Genomic DNA, 16,079 nt, shown 5'->3' with positions numbered 1-16,079 from the left:
TTTTATTTCGTTGCTCCCTACAATACGCACGCTTTTATTCACGCATCCATTGATGTCTGACACATAGTGCGGGCGCGGGCCCGTTTCTGTTTTTATCGAGGTGGCTATGTTTAGAAAATTAGCGGCGGAATGTTTTGGCACATTCTGGCTGGTATTTGGCGGCTGCGGCAGCGCAGTGCTGGCGGCAACGTTTCCGCAAACCGGCATTGGTTTTGCCGGGGTAGCGCTGGCGTTCGGTTTAACGGTCATGACCATGGCATTTGCCGTCGGGCATATTTCCGGCGGTCATTTTAATCCGGCAGTGACGCTCGGCCTATGGGCTGGCGGCCGTTTTCCGGCAAAAGAGGTGGTGGGATATATTCTCGCACAACTGGTTGGCGGCATTATTGCCGCAGCAGTGCTCTATTTAATTGCCAGCGGTAAAAGCGGTTTCGATGCGGCAGCCAGCGGTTTCGCCTCCAACGGCTACGGTGAACATTCACCAGGGCATTACTCAATGTATTCCGCCATTATTATTGAGATTGTCCTGACCTGTGGTTTCTTGTTGGTTATTCACGGTGCGACAGATAAAAATGCACCTGCCGGCTTTGCGCCCATCGCCATTGGCCTGGCGCTGACGTTAATCCATTTGATTAGCATCCCGGTCACCAACACCTCGGTTAACCCGGCGCGCAGCACCGCCGTGGCAATTTTCCAGGGTGGCTGGGCGTTAGAGCAATTATGGTTGTTCTGGGTAATGCCGATTATCGGCGGCCTCCTCGGTGGCGTGATCTACCGTACGCTGCTGGAAAAACGCGCTTAATATAAAGACCCGGTTTTGTGCCGGGTCTTTTGCATAATCTTTCTTATTTTTTGCAGCTTTACTCATTTTCCACCTTTGGGTAGTGTGTTCCCCGGTGTTTTCACTTTGCAAGGATTCGGGCGCTTCATGCTTTCAGGACTGTTAATTATTCTTCTGCCGTTGGTCATCGGTTATCTGGTTCCCCTGCGCCACACTGCTGCGCTCAAACTTATCAATAAATTACTCAGCTGGATTGTCTATCTGATCCTCTTTTTTATGGGGATAAGCCTCGCCTTTCTCGATAATCTCAGCGCGAACTTACTGGCGATATTGCACTATTCGGCAGTCAGCGTGGTGGTGATCCTGCTGTGTAACGCCGCTGCGCTGCTGTGGCTGGAGCGCACGCTGCCGTGGCATCACCAACACCAGCAAGAAAAATTGCCTTCGCGTATTGCGATGGCGCTGGAATCCCTGCGTCTGTGCGGTGTGGTGGTGATCGGTTTCGCCATTGGTCTTTCCGGGCTGGCGTTTTTACGCTATGCCACGGAAGCCAGCGAATACACGTTGATCTTCCTGTTGCTGCTGGTAGGAATTCAGTTGCGTAACAGCGGCATGACGCTGAAACAGATTGTCCTCAACCGCCGTGGGATGATTATTGCCGTGGTAGTTGCCGTCAGTTCGCTGCTCGGCGGTGTAATTAATGCGCTGATCCTCGGCCTGCCGCTAAAAACGGGCCTTGCCATGGCATCGGGATTTGGCTGGTACTCGTTGTCGGGCATCCTGCTCACCGAGTCGTTCGGCCCGGTGATCGGCAGCGCCGCCTTCTTTAACGATCTGGCGCGCGAGTTGATTGCCATTATGTTGATCCCCGGTCTGGTACGCCGCAGCCGTTCTACCGCGCTTGGGTTATCGGGGGCGACATCAATGGATTTCACCCTGCCGGTCCTCCAGCGCTCCGGTGGCCTGGAACTGGTGCCCGCCGCCATTGTGCACGGTTTTATTCTCAGCTTGCTGGTGCCGCTATTAATGGCCTTTTTCTCTGCCTGAAACTTCATTGGCGGTAGATGCCTGCCGCCAAACTTGCGCTAAATCAATATCCCCTTAAATTGCCGACAAAATCGCTTTTAAGCCTCCCGACAGCAGCATAATCTTAAACATGTATTTAAAATATAACTTTAACATAAAGGTGTGACCATGTTTTGTGTGCAATGTGAACAAACCATCCGAACTCCGGCGGGCAACGGCTGTGCGTACGCGCAGGGGATGTGCGGTAAAACCGCTGAAACCTCCGACCTGCAGGATCTACTGATTGCCGCGTTACAAGGGCTCTCCGCCTGGGCCAGCAAAGCACGTGATTACGATCTGATCGACCACGAGATCGATAACTTTGCGCCGCGCGCCTTCTTCTCTACCCTCACCAACGTTAACTTCGATTCCGTGCGTATTGTCGGCTACGCGCGCGAGGCGATTGCCAAACGTGAAGCGCTGAAAGCACGCTGCCTCGCTATCGATCCGAATGCCCATGTCGATAACCCGATGGCCGACCTGCAACTGGTCAGCGACGATCTCGGTGATCTGCAACGCCAGGCGGCGGAATTCACACCGAACAAAGACAAAGCGGCGATTGGCGAAAACATCCTTGGTCTGCGTCTGCTCTGCCTGTACGGCCTGAAAGGCGCGGCAGCCTATATGGAGCACGCCCATGTGCTGGGCCAGTACGACAACGATATCTACGCCCGTTATCACAAAATCATGGCGTGGCTGGGCACCTGGCCTTCTGATATGAATGCCCTGCTCGAATGTTCAATGGAAATTGGCCAGATGAACTTCAGCGTGATGAGCATTCTGGACGCCGGTGAAACCAGCACTTACGGTCACCCGACGCCGACTCAGGTCAACGTCAAAGCCGTTGCCGGTAAATGTATCCTGATTTCCGGTCACGACCTGAAAGATCTCTACAACTTGCTGCAACAAACCGAAGGCACCGGCGTAAACGTCTATACCCACGGTGAAATGTTGCCGGCGCACGGCTACCCGGAACTGCGCAAATTCAAACATCTGATCGGCAACTACGGCAGCGGCTGGCAGAACCAGCAGGTGGAATTCGCCCGCTTCCCGGGCCCCATCGTCATGACCTCCAACTGCATTATCGATCCGACCGTTGGTTCTTATGACGATCGTATCTGGACACGCAGCATCGTCGGCTGGCCGGGTGTTAACCATCTGGAAGGCGACGATTTCGCACCGGTGATCCGCCAGGCACAACAGATGTCCGGCTTCCCGTTCAGCGAAATCGAACACCTGATCACCGTCGGTTTTGGTCGCCAGACGCTGCTTGGCGCGGTGGATTCACTGATTGATCTGGTGAGCCGTGAAAAACTGCGTCACGTCTTCCTGGTCGGTGGCTGTGACGGTGCGCGCGGTGAGCGTAACTACTTTACCGATTTCGCCACCCAGGTGCCGGATGACTGCCTGATCCTGACACTGGCCTGCGGTAAATACCGCTTCAACAAACTCGACTTTGGCAACATTGAAGGCCTGCCGCGCCTGATTGATGCGGGTCAGTGTAACGATGCTTACTCAGCCATCATCCTGGCGGTGACGCTGGCGGAAAAACTGGGCTGTGGCGTTAACGATCTGCCGCTGTCGCTGGTGCTCTCCTGGTTCGAACAAAAAGCGATTGTCATCCTGCTGACCCTGCTCTCGCTGGGTGTGACAAATGTTGTCACCGGGCCGACGGCACCGGGCTTCCTGACGCCGGATCTGCTGGCTGTGCTGAATGAGAAATTCGGCCTGCGCCAGGTGACGACCGTGGAACAGGATATGCAGCAGTTGCTGAGCGCGTAAGGAGCTAACCATGACCATGCCAACCCCCCAATGCCCGTGGCGTATGCAGGTTCACCATATCCAGCAGGAAACGCCGGATGTCTGGACACTGTCGCTGTTGTGCCACGATTACTACCCCTATCGCGCCGGGCAATATGCGCTGGTGAGTATCCGCAACAGCGCGGATACGCTGCGGGCCTACACCATCTCTTCAACGCCGGGCGTTAGCGAATACATCACGCTGACCGTACGCCGTATTGATGATGGCGCAGGTTCTCAGTGGCTGACACGGGAAGTAAAACGCGGCGATTATCTGTGGCTTTCCGATGCGCAGGGAGAATTCACCTGCGATAACGAACCGAACGATAAGTTGTTGCTGCTGGCGGCAGGGTGCGGCGTGACGCCGATTATGTCAATGCGTCGCTGGCTGGCACATTACCGTCCGCATGCTGACGTACAGGTGATCTTTAACGTGCGTTCGCCGGAAGACGTGATTTTTGCCGAGGAATGGCGTGATTACCCGGTCACGCTGGTGGCGGAAAATAACGCCACGGCGGGATTTGCCTCTGGCCGTCTGAGCCGCGAGTTGCTGAGCCAGGTGCCGGAACTGGCGGCGCGCACGGTAATGACCTGCGGTCCGGCACCGTATATGGATTGGGTTGAAAGCGAAGTCAAAGCGCTTGGCGTGACGCGTTTCTTTAAAGAGAAATTCTTTACGCCAGTGGCTGAAGCCGCGACCAGCGGGCTGAAATTCAGCAAACTCTCGCCGATGAAAACCTTCTACGCGCCAGTGGGCAGCACGCTGCTGGATGCGCTGGAAAGCAATAAAATGCCGGTCAATGCTGCCTGCCGTGCCGGTGTCTGCGGTTGCTGTAAAACGCAGGTAGTTTCCGGTGAATATACCGTCAGCAGCACCATGACGCTGACGGAACAAGAGATTGCCGACGGCTTCGTGCTGGCCTGCTCCTGCCACCCGCAAGGTGATTTAGTACTGGCATAATCCGCAATAAAAAAGCGCCCCTCATCCGAAGGGCGCTTTTTTTTAAACCCTTTACTTCCAGGCAGGTGCGACGGAGTAACGACCCGCACCAATAAACGCAATCACCAGCGCCGCAATAAAGTAATACACCATGCTCTCAATCGCCCATGCGCCAGTCGCATCCAGCGATCCGGTTTTACCCACGCCGACCAGCAACCAGGCCACAATCATGGTGAATGCCAGCACCAGCGCAGAAGGACGCGTCAGTACTCCGAGGATAATCAGGATCGGGCACAGCACTTCACCAATCAGCACGCCATAAGCGATAAAACCGGGAAGCCCCTTCGCCGCCAGCATCCCTGCAATCCCATCAATACCGCCAATTAATTTGTGCAGCCCGTGGAATAGCATCAGCCCGCCGACCATCAAACGCAGCAGCAGACGGCCAAAATCTTCATGCGAAAACATCTTATTAACTGAGTTTAACAATGATTTAACCATTTGAAATGATTCCTGTTTTCATCGACCTGTGTCAGACTATTCCCATCTGTAACAAAAATAAACCCCTGTTTTATAAAAGCTCATTCTAAATCCGCTTTGTGACGCATTCATTGTCTAAGCTTGTAGGCAAGATCACAAAAAGGAGCGTCGTAGATGAAACAGACAGTGGCCGCGTATATCGCCAAAACGCTGGAGCAGGCAGGCGTAAAACGCATTTGGGGAGTCACCGGCGATTCCCTTAACGGCTTAAGTGACAGCCTGAACCGCATGGGCACCATCGACTGGATGCCGACCCGTCATGAAGAAGTCGCCGCTTTTGCCGCAGGCGCAGAAGCGCAACTCACCGGCGAGCTGGCTGTCTGCGCAGGTTCGTGCGGGCCAGGAAACCTGCATTTGATTAACGGCTTGTTCGACTGCCACCGCAACCATGTTCCGGTGCTGGCAATTGCCGCACATATCCCTTCCAGTGAGATCGGCAGCGGTTATTTCCAGGAAACCCATCCGCAGGAGCTGTTTCGCGAATGCAGCCACTACTGCGAGCTGGTGTCAAACCCGGAACAGATCCCGCAGGTGCTGGCGATCGCCATGCGCAAAGCCATTCTCAACAAAGGTGTGTCGGTGGTGGTACTGCCGGGTGATGTCGCGCTGAAACCTGCGCCGGAAAGCGCCAGCAGCCACTGGTATAGCGCACCGCAGCCGGTTGTTACCCCCGCCGAACAGGAGTTGCACAAGCTGGCGCAACTGCTGCGCTATTCCACTAACATTGCGCTGATGTGCGGCAGCGGCTGTGCCGGAGCGCATAAAGAGTTGCTGGCGTTTGCCGGTAAGCTGAAGGCTCCGATTGTCCACGCCATGCGCGGTAAAGAACATGTGGAATACGACAATCCTTTTGACGTGGGAATGACGGGCTTAATTGGCTTCTCATCGGGTTTCCATACCATGATGAATGCCGACACGCTGGTGCTGCTCGGCACCCAATTTCCTTACCGCGCGTTCTACCCCACCGATGCGAAAATAATCCAGATCGACATTAATCCGGGGAGTATCGGTGCGCACAGCAAAGTAGATATGGCGCTGGTGGGCGATATCAAAGCCACGCTTGCCGCTCTGTTACCGTTGCTGGAGGAAAAAACCGAGCGCAAATTCCTCGACAAAGCGCTGGAGGATTATCGCCAGGCGCGCAAAGGGCTGGATGATCTGGCAAAACCGAGCGACAAAGCGATCCATCCACAATATCTGGCGCAGCAAATTAGCCACTTCGCTGACGATGACGCCATTTTCACCTGCGATGTCGGCACGCCGACCGTCTGGGCTGCACGTTACCTGAAAATGAATGGCAAACGCCGTCTGATTGGCTCCTTTAACCACGGTTCGATGGCAAATGCCATGCCGCAAGCGCTGGGCGCTCAGGCTACATTCCCACAACGGCAAGTGGTTGCGCTGTGTGGCGACGGCGGTTTTAGCATGCTGATGGGCGATTTCCTGTCGGTGGTGCAGATGAAACTGCCGTTGAAAATTATCGTTTTCAATAACAGCGTGCTCGGTTTTGTGGCGATGGAGATGAAAGCGGGCGGCTACCTGACGGATGGCACGGAACTGCAGGATACCAACTTTGCGCGTATCGCCGAGGCCTGCGGCATTACCGGTATTCGCGTGGAAAAATCGGCCGATGTTGACGATGCCCTACAGCGCGCCTTCTCGATCGATGGCCCGGTGCTGGTGGATGTCACCGTGGCGAAAGAAGAGCTGGCGATCCCGCCGCAAATCAAGCTGGAACAGGCCAAAGGCTTTAGCCTCTATATGATGCGCGCCATCATCAGCGGGCGCGGCGATGAGGTGATCGAACTGGCGAAAACCAACTGGCTCAGGTAAAACAGAGGGCATTACCCATCGTAAGAGAAGGAAATGCCGTGATCGATTTACGCAGTGATACCGTAACCCGCCCGAGCCGCGCCATGCTGGAACAGATGATGGCCGCCCCGGTCGGGGACGACGTTTACGGTGATGACCCGACGGTCAATGAACTGCAACGTTACGCCGCCAAACTCAGCGGTAAAGAGGCGGCGCTGTTTTTGCCGACTGGTACCCAGGCAAACCTGGTCGCCCTGCTCAGCCACTGCGAACGCGGTGAAGAGTACATTGTCGGCCAGGGGGCGCATAACTATCTCTACGAAGCGGGCGGCGCGGCGGTGCTTGGCAGCATCCAGCCGCAACCTATCGATGCCGCCGCCGATGGTACGCTGCCGCTGGATAAAGTCGCGGCGAAAATCAAAGCCGACGACATTCACTTCGCTCGTACCAAACTGCTGAGCCTCGAAAACACCCACAACGGCAAAGTGCTACCGCGCGACTACCTGCGACAGGCGTGGGAATTTACCCGCGAACGCGGATTGTCGCTGCATGTCGACGGTGCGCGCATCTTCAACGCGCTGGTGGAATATGGCTGCGAGCTGAAAGAGATCGCCCAATTTTGCGACTCGTTCACCATTTGCCTGTCAAAAGGTCTCGGCACGCCGGTGGGCTCCCTGCTGGTGGGCGATAAAGCGTATATCACCCGCGCTAATCGCTGGCGTAAAATGACCGGCGGCGGCATGCGTCAGGCCGGGATTCTGGCGGCGGCGGGCCTTTATGCATTACAAAATAATGTCGCGCGGCTGGAAGAAGACCATGCAAATGCCGCGTGGCTGGCCGCGCAACTGAAAGAGATTGGCGCAGATGTGATGCGCCACGACACCAATATGCTGTTTATTCGGGTGGGCGATAACGCACAAGCGTTGGGCGCGTATCTGCGCGAGCGCGGCGTGTTGATCAACGCCTCGCCAGTGGTGCGCCTGGTCACGCATCTGGATGTTAATCGTCAGCAACTGGAAGAAGTGGTTCGCCACTGGCAGACCTTTTTACAGCACTAAGGAGCGAACGTGGCGCAGCGGATCCTGGTGCTTGGTGCCAGCGGCTATATTGGACAACGGCTGGTCGAAGCGCTCAGCCAGCAAGGTCATCAAATCAACGCGGTCGCGAGAAACTTAACTCGCCTGCAAAAGCAGCAACTGCCGGGCGTAAGCTGCCATCGCGTTGATCTCTGGTGGCCACAGGAGTTGCCCGCGTTACTGCACGATATCGATACGCTCTACTATCTGGTGCACAGCATGGGAGAAAGCGGCAATTTCGTCGCCCACGAGCGGCAAATCGCGCTGAATGTGCGCGATGCGCTGCAGGGTTCGTCGGTTAAGCAGGTTATCTTTCTCAGTTCGTTACAGGCGAAGGGCGAAACGAATTCCGACCACCTGCTGGCCCGGCAATACACCGGCGATCTACTGCGCGCGGCGGGCATTCCCGTTACCGAATTACGCGCCGGCATCATTGTTGGTGCGGGTTCCGCCGCCTTCGAAGTGATGCGCGATATGGTGTTTAACCTGCCGGTGTTAACGCCGCCGCGCTGGGTGCGCTCGCGCACAACACCAATTGCGCTGGAAAATTTACTGCATTATCTGGTCGAGCTGCTTCAGCACCCCGCGCAGGAACACCGGGTGTTTGAGGCCGCCGGGCCGGAAGTGCTGAGCTATCAGCAGCAGTTTGATCACTTTATGCGCGTGAGCGGCGTTCATCGCCCGCTGATCCCGATCCCCCTCCCCACCCGGCTGATTTCCGTCTGGTTTTTGCACCTCATTACCTCTGTGCCGCCGACCATCGCCAAAGCGTTAATTCAGGGCTTAAAGCATGATTTGCTGGCAGATGATACCGAATTGCGCCGTCTGATCCCTCAGGCGCTGATCCCGTTTGACGACGCGGTGCGCCGCACCCTGCAGGAGGAGGAAAAACTGGTCAACTCCAGCGACTGGGGTTACGACCCGCAGGCGTTTTCCCGCTGGCGCCCGCAATATGGTTACTACCCAAAACAAGCGGGTTACACAGTGAAAACCACTGCCAGCCTGAGCGCATTGTGGGAAGTGGTTAACCGCATCGGTGGTAAAGAGCGCTACTTCTTCGGCAACATTCTCTGGCAAACCCGCGCGGCGCTTGATCATTTAATCGGTCACAAATTGCCGCGTGGTCGACCTGCGCACCCGTTTTTGCAAACCGGTGACGCGGTTGATAGCTGGAAAGTGATCATTGTCGAGCCTGAGCAGCAACTGGCGCTGCTGTTTGGTATGAAAGCGCCGGGGCTTGGGCGGCTCAGCTTTACGTTGACCGATAAAGGCGATCACCGGCTGCTGGATGTCCGCGCATGGTGGCATCCGCACGGTATGCCAGGGCTGTGGTACTGGTTATTGATGTTTCCGGCGCATCTGTTTATTTTTCGCGGCATGGCGCAGCGTATTGCCCATCTTGCAGAACAAAATAGAGAAAAAGTCTGAGCTTCACCGCTTTTCTTTTCGTCATCCCATTGCATCAGAGCGTAATTCACGGAAGAATGCCCGCGATAAAGCCTTTTCAACACAATGGATCGATATGAAAGTACTGGTCACGGGCGCAACCAGCGGTTTAGGCCGAAACGCGGTCGAGTATTTGCGGCAAAAAGGAATTAGCGTCAGGGCCACTGGTCGTAACGAAGCCATGGGCAAGTTACTCAGTAAAATGGGCGCTGAATTTGTGCACGCCGATCTGACCGAGCTGGTCTCCTCGCAGGCAAAAGTGATGCTTGCCGGGATCGACACGCTGTGGCACTGCTCAAGTTTCACATCGCCATGGGGAACCCAGGAAGCGTTTGATCTGGCAAATGTGCGCGCGACTCGCCGTCTCGGTGAGTGGGCCGTCGCCTGGGGCGTGCGCAATTTCATTCATATCTCCTCCCCTTCGCTCTATTTTGACTATCACCACCATCGCGATATCAGTGAAGACTTTCGTCCGGCGCGCTTCGCCAACGAATTTGCCCGCAGCAAAGCGGCCGGGGAACAGGTGATCGATCTGCTGGCGCAGGCGAACCCCAACACCCGTTTCACTATTTTGCGCCCACAAAGCCTGTTTGGTCCGCACGATAAAGTCTTTATTCCGCGTCTGGCGCAGATGATGCACCACTACCGCAGCGTGTTGCTGCCGCGCGGCGGCGATGCGCTGGTGGATATGACCTATTACGAAAACGCGGTGCAGGCGATGTGGCTCGCCAGCCAGCCTCAGTGCGATAAGCTGCCTTCCGGGCGGGCGTACAACATTACCAACGGCGAGCCGCGATCGCTGCGCAGCATCGTGCAGACATTAATTGATGAACTGGGTATTCACTGCCGGATTCGCTCGGTGCCCTACGCGATGCTGGATATGGTAGCGCGCAGCATGGAGCATTTCGGTGATAAACGCGCCAAAGAACCTGCGTTCACCCATTACGGCGTGTCGAAGCTCAATTTTGATTTCACGCTGGATATCAGCCGCGCCCGGCAGGAACTGGGCTATACGCCGATTGTGACGCTGGATGAAGGCATCAAACGCACGGCGTACTGGTTAAAAGACCACGGCAAACTGCACCGCTGAATGATTTAAAACGGGCCGGATTTGACGTCAGAAATTTTCTGCCCGCTTTTATCGATATAGAACCACTCCCCGCCGACCAGCGCGGTATGCTCGCCATCTTTTTGCGGTTTGCAGCCGTTACACACCAGCGCTCTGCCCTCTTTAAACTGCCAGGCATAGTCAAATTGCGGTGCGATGCGGTTACGGAAATTGTCGTCCCAGTAGCCTACTTTGCCGTTCTGGCGCGAGCGCACCAGCCCTTCAACAAACCAGTCCGGGCCATTATCAAAGTGCACAACGGAAAGGTAACTGTCCGGCGAACGCACATAGTAATCGGCATCCATCAACCCGGCGGCGCGCATATAGTCATACAGACCGACCCACGACATCCCTTCGACGTCGCGGGTTTTCGCAAACAACGCGGGCAAGAATCTGAGCTTACCCTCTTTTACTTCAACGCATTTATCGAGTTTTTCCACGTTATCCGTGGATTTATCCCAGTAAGCACAACTGAACACCGTCACCGGGTTTGGCGCGGCATGGGCAGAAAAAGCCGCCATCAGCAGCGCGCCTGATATGATGCGAAACCTCATCTCCATTGACCTCGTCATAAAAAAGCCGTGGGAATTACCCCGCCTGGCCATATTTTTCCAGTAATGCCTCGGCAATCGCCAGGCTTTCAGCGTCAGCTATGCCATTCCACAGCCCCGGACGGAAATGCATTTGAAACGCCATAATTACCCGTTTTTGCTCTGCAGCCGACATCTGCGGTTTCACGTCGTAACCGTACCGCGCCAGTAAATCAAGCAAAGAAGCCGTATCTACCGGCTCATGGGCAGAACGTCCATTTAAGTAAAACGCCACACGCTGCGCATCCGGCCAGGCGCCAATCCCCTGGGAAAACAACGTTTGCCATGGGAACAACGGGCCGGGATCGTCTTTACGCTGCGGCGCAATATCCGCATGTGCGACGATATTTTGCGGCGCAATGTTGTAGCGCGAGACTATATCTTTTACCAGAGGAATCAATGCATTAATTTGCGCGGGCGCAAAAGGTGCGAATTGTTTTCCGCCGGCGGTACGTTGCCAGCCGCGATTTTCCAGTTCAATGCCAATAGAGGTGTCATTGATGCGTGTCGCGCCGCGCCAGAAACTAGCCCCTGCGTGCCAGGCTAACTCCTGCTCTGGCACCAGTTGCCAGATCCGCGGTTTACCGTGGTGCAGCGGTGGATCTGCCGGGATCAGGTAATGCGCACTCACCTGCTTATCCGTCAGAGTGGCCAGCGACACATCAAAATCATCGGCAGTGTAATGAATAACCAACACTTTAATTCGCGGATACGCCGCCTGCGCTTGCCGCCGGGTATCAAGCTGATAACCGTTTTTATCAATAATGCCTTTTTCACTGGCGCAACCTGCGAGCAACAGCGCCAGCAACAGTAATGCGATATTTTTCATGCCTGCGTTTTCACCGCCGTACCGCTGACGCACACCATCAGCATACTGCCGTCTTTGCCCACCGTTTCGTAATCAACATCAATGCCCACCACCGCGTTTGCCCCCAGCGCTTTAGCCTGCTCGCCGAGTTCGCGAAACGCGATATCACGCGCCTTGCGTAGCTCTTTCTCATAAGCACCGGAGCGGCCGCCAACGATATCGCGGATGCCGGCAAAGAAGTCACGAAAAATATTCGCCCCGAGAATCGCTTCCCCGGTCACGACCCCGCAGTACTCGACAATCGGTTGCCCTTCCAGCGTCGGTGTGGTTGAAAACTGCATCGGTTTCTCCTTTTAACGTTCAATGCGTTACACCACACATTATCAGATCAATACACTATTCTTGAAAGGTCGTGACTTCTGAAGAGAAATAAGGAAATCAATATGCGCTATTCAGTTTTGACTCTCGCCTTGCCATGCGCGCTGCTGTTAAGCGCCTGTACCACGGTAACCCCGGCATTTAAGGATACGGGCGCGCGCGTTGGCCCGTGTGTGGAAGGCGGCCCGGATTCCGTAGCACAGCAATTTTATGACTACCGCATCGCGCACCCCGGTAACGACTGGACTACGCTGCGCCCCTATCTGAGCGATGATCTGAGCAAAATGCTCACCGCCGCCAGCCGTGATTCGCGCAACGCCACGCTTTTAAAAGCGGATCCGTTCTCCAGCCGCAACGTCACACCGGAAAAGGCTGACGTCGCCAGTGCATCGACCATTCCGAATACCGATGCACGGAATATTCCGCTGCGCGTCACGCTCACCAAAGGTGACCAAAGCTGGCGGGATGAAGTGCTGATGATCCGCGAAGGCCAGTGCTGGGCGGTAGATGATGTGCGCTATCTCGGCAGTACCGTTCATGCGCCCGCCGGAACACTACGTCAGTCGGTAGAACATCGGTGATTATTTCATGCCGTATTAGATAACCCCCGTAAAATGTCTGGCATTCCGCGGTGAATGCCGACATTTATGCCTGGTTCCCGCACCGCTCGGTATTTTGTGCTAACTTTATGTAGGAAGTTGGTTTATTTTTAAGTTTTAACGCACAAATATTGCATAACTATTCTGTCAACGTTACTATTTGCGGCCTCAATTGCTATCAGACTGCTTCGATGAGTATTAAATTAAACAGCATCAATTGCTTTTACGGCGCACACCAGGCGCTGTTCGATATCACACTGGATTGCCCGCAAGGGGAAACACTGGTGCTGCTCGGCCCAAGCGGCGCGGGTAAAAGTTCGCTGTTGCGCGTACTCAACCTGCTCGAAATGCCGCGTTCCGGCCACTTAAGCATTGCAGGCAATCACTTCGACTTTGCCAAAACCCCATCTGATAAAGCGATCCGTGAATTGCGCCAGAACGTGGGCATGGTATTTCAGCAATATAATCTCTGGCCGCATCTGACCGTGCTGCAAAACCTGATTGAAGCGCCGTGCCGCGTGCTCGGTTTAAGCAAAGATCAGGCGCTGGCGCGCGCCGAGAAGCTGCTGGAGCGTTTACGCCTTAAACCGTATAGCGACCGTTTTCCGCTGCATTTATCCGGTGGTCAGCAACAACGTGTCGCTATCGCCCGCGCGCTGATGATGGAGCCGCAGGTGCTGTTGTTTGATGAACCTACCGCCGCGCTCGATCCGGAAATCACCGCGCAAATCGTCAGTATCATTCGTGAGCTGTCTGAAACCGGCATCACGCAAGTTATCGTGACCCACGAAGTGGAAGTGGCGCGTAAAACCGCCAGCCGCGTGGTGTACATGGAAAATGGTCACATTGTTGAGCAAGGGGATGCGGGCTGCTTTGCCGCGCCGCAGACCGACGCGTTTAAATATTACCTATCTCACTGAAGAATCGGGATTAATGACAATGAAAAAAGTACTGATTGCCGCGCTACTTGCAAGCGTAAGCCTTACCGCTACAGCAGCCCAGACTATCCGTTTCGCCACCGAAGCGAGCTACCCTCCGTTTGAATCAACCGACGCGAATAACAAAATCGTCGGTTTCGATGTCGATCTGGCGAACGCATTGTGTAAAGAGATCGACGCGACCTGCACCTTTACTAATCAGGCGTTTGACAGCCTGATCCCGAGCCTGAAATTCCGCCGTTTCGACGCGGTGATGGCCGGTATGGATATCACCCCGGAACGTGAAAAGCAGGTTCTGTTCACCACGCCTTATTACGACAACTCCGCGCTGTTTGTCGGCCAGCAGGGTAAATTCACCAGCATTGACCAGCTGAAAGGCAAACGTGTTGGTGTGCAAAACGGCACCACGCACCAGAAATTCATTAACGACAAGCACCCGGAAATCACCACCGTTCCTTACGACAGCTACCAGAACGCGCGTTTGGATCTGCAAAACGGCCGTATTGATGCCGTGTTTGGTGACACCGCGGTGGTCACAGAGTGGCTGAAAGCGGACGCGAAACTGGCGGCAGTTGGCGATAAAGTGACCGACAAAGAGTACTTCGGTACCGGTCTGGGCATCGCGGTACGCCAGGGCAACACCGATTTGCAGCAGAAATTCAATGCCGCGCTGGAAAAAGTGAAGAAAGATGGGACTTACCAGACCATCTATAGCAAATGGTTCCAGAAGTAATCCTTAATGAACGAAATGTTTCCATTAGCAAGCGCCGCCGGGATGACCGTCGGCCTTGCCGTTTGCGCGCTGATCATCGGCCTGATTCTGGCGATGATCTTTGCCGTTTGGGAGTCCGTTAAGTGGCGCCCTATTGCCTGGATTGGCACCGCGCTGGTCACCGTACTGCGTGGCTTGCCGGAGATCCTGGTGGTTCTGTTTATCTATTTCGGCTCGTCACAGCTGCTGCTGACGCTCTCCGATGGTTTCACCATCAATCTGGGCGTGGTGCAGATCCCGGTGCAGATGCAGATTGAGAACTTTGATGTCAGTCCGTTTCTGTGCGGTGTGATTGCCCTCTCCCTGTTGTATGCGGCTTACGCCTCGCAAACCTTGCGCGGTGCGTTGAAAGCCGTACCGGACGGACAGCGGGAATCCGGCCAGGCGCTGGGTTTGTCAAAAGGGGCGATCTTTTTCCGCCTGGTGATGCCGCAAATGTGGCGTCACGCGTTGCCAGGCTTGGGTAACCAGTGGCTGGTGCTGCTGAAAGATACCGCGCTGGTGTCGCTGATTAGCGTGAACGATTTGATGCTGCAAACTAAAAGCATTGCTACCCGTACGCAGGAGCCATTTACCTGGTATATCGTGGCGGCGGTGATTTACCTGATTATCACGCTGTTAAGCCAGTGGATCCTCAAACGTATTGATCTGCGCGCAACCCGCTTTGAACGGAGGCCTGAATAATGCTCGAGTTTTTACCAGAGCTGTTCAAAGGCCTGCACACCAGCCTGACGCTCACCGTGGCGTCGCTGATTGTGGCGCTGATCTTATCGCTGCTGTTCACTATTGTGTTAACGCTGAAAACGCCAGTGCTGACGCACATTGTGCGCGGCTATATCACGCTGTTCACCGGTACGCCGCTGCTGGTGCAGATCTTCCTGATTTACTACGGCCCGGGGCAGTTCCCGTCACTGCAAAACTATCCGGTTATCTGGCATCTGCTCTCGGAACCGTGGCTGTGTGCGCTGCTGGCGCTGTCGCTGAACAGCGCAGCGTACACCACGCAACTGTTCTATGGCGCGATTCGCGCCATTCCGGACGGGCAGTGGCAATCCTGCGGCGCGCTCGGCATGAGCAAGAAAGATACGCTGGCGATTTTGCTGCCTTATGCATTTAAACGCGCACTGTCGTCCTACTCCAACGAAGTGGTGCTGGTGTTTAAAAGTACCTCGCTGGCCTACACCATTACGCTGATGGAAGTGATGGGCCACGGTCAGCTTCTGTATGGTCGCACTTATGACGTCACCGTTTTCGGTGCCGCAGGGCTAATTTATCTGGTGGTCAACGGTCTGTTAACGCTGATGATGCGTCTGATTGAGCGTAAAGCGCTGGCATTCGAACGCCGTAATTAATTGCATAAACAGTAAACAAAGGCGAGCTAATGGATTCATTACTCGCTTTTTTTTATTTCCGATAAAATATATTT

At 55.0% G+C, this 16,079-nt stretch carries 17 protein-coding genes; 13 read left to right on the top strand and 4 right to left on the bottom strand.

Annotation, left to right across the window (positions count from 1 at the left end; translation table 11 throughout):
* Positions 1-106 precede the first annotated feature (106 nt).
* From aqpZ to hcr, 4 genes are all read left to right on the top strand, one after another.
* A complete protein-coding gene (gene aqpZ / locus ACFX4U_RS06520; RefSeq protein ID WP_313508227.1) occupies positions 107-802 on the top strand; it encodes an aquaporin Z in 696 nt (231 codons plus the stop codon).
* A 126-nt stretch (positions 803-928) separates the two neighbouring features.
* Positions 929-1,828, top strand: a complete 900-nt coding sequence (locus ACFX4U_RS06515; protein WP_313508226.1) for a lysine exporter LysO family protein — start codon at positions 929-931, stop codon at positions 1,826-1,828.
* Between the two features lie 147 nt (positions 1,829-1,975).
* Positions 1,976-3,628: a hydroxylamine reductase gene (gene hcp, locus ACFX4U_RS06510; RefSeq protein ID WP_380217817.1), complete on the top strand. Its 1,653-nt coding sequence runs from the start codon at positions 1,976-1,978 to the stop codon at positions 3,626-3,628.
* Between the two features lie 10 nt (positions 3,629-3,638).
* Positions 3,639-4,607 (top strand): NADH oxidoreductase, encoded by a 969-nt coding sequence (gene hcr / locus ACFX4U_RS06505; RefSeq protein WP_313508224.1) that lies wholly within the window; start codon positions 3,639-3,641, stop codon positions 4,605-4,607.
* A gap of 51 nt (positions 4,608-4,658) precedes the next feature.
* On the opposite strand, the gene ACFX4U_RS06500 is transcribed toward hcr, so the two are convergent.
* Positions 4,659-5,087: a DoxX family protein gene (locus ACFX4U_RS06500; RefSeq protein ID WP_017456154.1), complete on the bottom strand. Its 429-nt coding sequence runs from the start codon at positions 5,085-5,087 to the stop codon at positions 4,659-4,661.
* A 153-nt stretch (positions 5,088-5,240) separates the two neighbouring features.
* Here ACFX4U_RS06500 and poxB point away from each other — a divergent pair, with 153 nt between their 5' ends.
* The 4 genes from poxB (at position 5,241) to ACFX4U_RS06480 (ending at position 10,550) form a co-directional block, all read left to right on the top strand.
* Complete coding sequence (gene poxB, locus ACFX4U_RS06495; protein ID WP_305736577.1) at positions 5,241-6,959, top strand: ubiquinone-dependent pyruvate dehydrogenase; 1,719 nt, start codon at positions 5,241-5,243, stop codon at positions 6,957-6,959.
* A 38-nt stretch (positions 6,960-6,997) separates the two neighbouring features.
* Positions 6,998-7,996, top strand: a complete 999-nt coding sequence (gene ltaE / locus ACFX4U_RS06490) for a low-specificity L-threonine aldolase (protein ID WP_313508223.1) — start codon at positions 6,998-7,000, stop codon at positions 7,994-7,996.
* A gap of 9 nt (positions 7,997-8,005) precedes the next feature.
* A complete protein-coding gene (locus ACFX4U_RS06485) occupies positions 8,006-9,442 on the top strand; it encodes a DUF2867 domain-containing protein (RefSeq protein ID WP_380217820.1) in 1,437 nt (478 codons plus the stop codon).
* 94 nt (positions 9,443-9,536) lie between these two features.
* On the top strand, positions 9,537-10,550 hold the full coding sequence (locus tag ACFX4U_RS06480; RefSeq protein WP_313508221.1) for an NAD(P)-dependent oxidoreductase: 1,014 nt from the start codon (positions 9,537-9,539) through the stop codon (positions 10,548-10,550).
* Between the two features lie 5 nt (positions 10,551-10,555).
* On the opposite strand, the gene ACFX4U_RS06475 is transcribed toward ACFX4U_RS06480, so the two are convergent.
* The 3 genes from ACFX4U_RS06475 to ACFX4U_RS06465 all read right to left on the bottom strand — a co-directional run bounded on the left by ACFX4U_RS06475 (position 10,556) and on the right by ACFX4U_RS06465 (position 12,307).
* Positions 10,556-11,089 carry a WG repeat-containing protein gene (locus tag ACFX4U_RS06475; RefSeq protein ID WP_249882374.1) on the bottom strand — a complete coding sequence of 178 codons (534 nt, stop codon included), beginning with the start codon at positions 11,087-11,089 and terminating at the stop codon, positions 10,556-10,558.
* Positions 11,090-11,156: 67 nt separating this feature from the next.
* Positions 11,157-11,987, bottom strand: a complete 831-nt coding sequence (locus ACFX4U_RS06470) for an N-acetylmuramoyl-L-alanine amidase (protein WP_313508220.1) — start codon at positions 11,985-11,987, stop codon at positions 11,157-11,159.
* Complete coding sequence (locus ACFX4U_RS06465) at positions 11,984-12,307, bottom strand: heavy metal-binding domain-containing protein (protein ID WP_313508219.1); 324 nt, start codon at positions 12,305-12,307, stop codon at positions 11,984-11,986. The genes ACFX4U_RS06470 and ACFX4U_RS06465 overlap by 4 nt, the downstream gene beginning before the upstream one ends.
* A 102-nt stretch (positions 12,308-12,409) precedes the next feature.
* Here ACFX4U_RS06465 and ACFX4U_RS06460 point away from each other — a divergent pair, with 102 nt between their 5' ends.
* From ACFX4U_RS06460 to artM, 5 genes are all read left to right on the top strand, one after another.
* On the top strand, positions 12,410-12,925 hold the full coding sequence (locus tag ACFX4U_RS06460; protein ID WP_313508218.1) for a lipoprotein: 516 nt from the start codon (positions 12,410-12,412) through the stop codon (positions 12,923-12,925).
* 209 nt (positions 12,926-13,134) lie between these two features.
* On the top strand, positions 13,135-13,863 hold the full coding sequence (gene artP / locus ACFX4U_RS06455) for an arginine ABC transporter ATP-binding protein ArtP (RefSeq protein WP_313508217.1): 729 nt from the start codon (positions 13,135-13,137) through the stop codon (positions 13,861-13,863).
* 19 nt (positions 13,864-13,882) lie between these two features.
* Positions 13,883-14,614, top strand: coding sequence for an arginine ABC transporter substrate-binding protein ArtI (gene artI, locus ACFX4U_RS06450; RefSeq protein ID WP_313508216.1), 732 nt, complete (start codon positions 13,883-13,885; stop codon positions 14,612-14,614).
* Between the two features lie 6 nt (positions 14,615-14,620).
* Positions 14,621-15,337 carry an arginine ABC transporter permease ArtQ gene (artQ, locus tag ACFX4U_RS06445; protein ID WP_313508215.1) on the top strand — a complete coding sequence of 239 codons (717 nt, stop codon included), beginning with the start codon at positions 14,621-14,623 and terminating at the stop codon, positions 15,335-15,337.
* Positions 15,337-16,005, top strand: coding sequence for an arginine ABC transporter permease ArtM (artM, locus tag ACFX4U_RS06440; protein ID WP_017456142.1), 669 nt, complete (start codon positions 15,337-15,339; stop codon positions 16,003-16,005). The genes artQ and artM overlap by 1 nt, the downstream gene beginning before the upstream one ends.
* The last annotated feature ends 74 nt before the right edge of the window (positions 16,006-16,079 follow it).

Source organism: Kosakonia sp. YIM B13588 (genome assembly GCF_042788165.1).
Lineage (GTDB): Bacteria > Pseudomonadota > Gammaproteobacteria > Enterobacterales > Enterobacteriaceae > Kosakonia > Kosakonia sacchari.
Note: the sequence above shows the minus strand (reverse complement) of the source record. Positions and strands in the feature narration are given on the sequence as shown.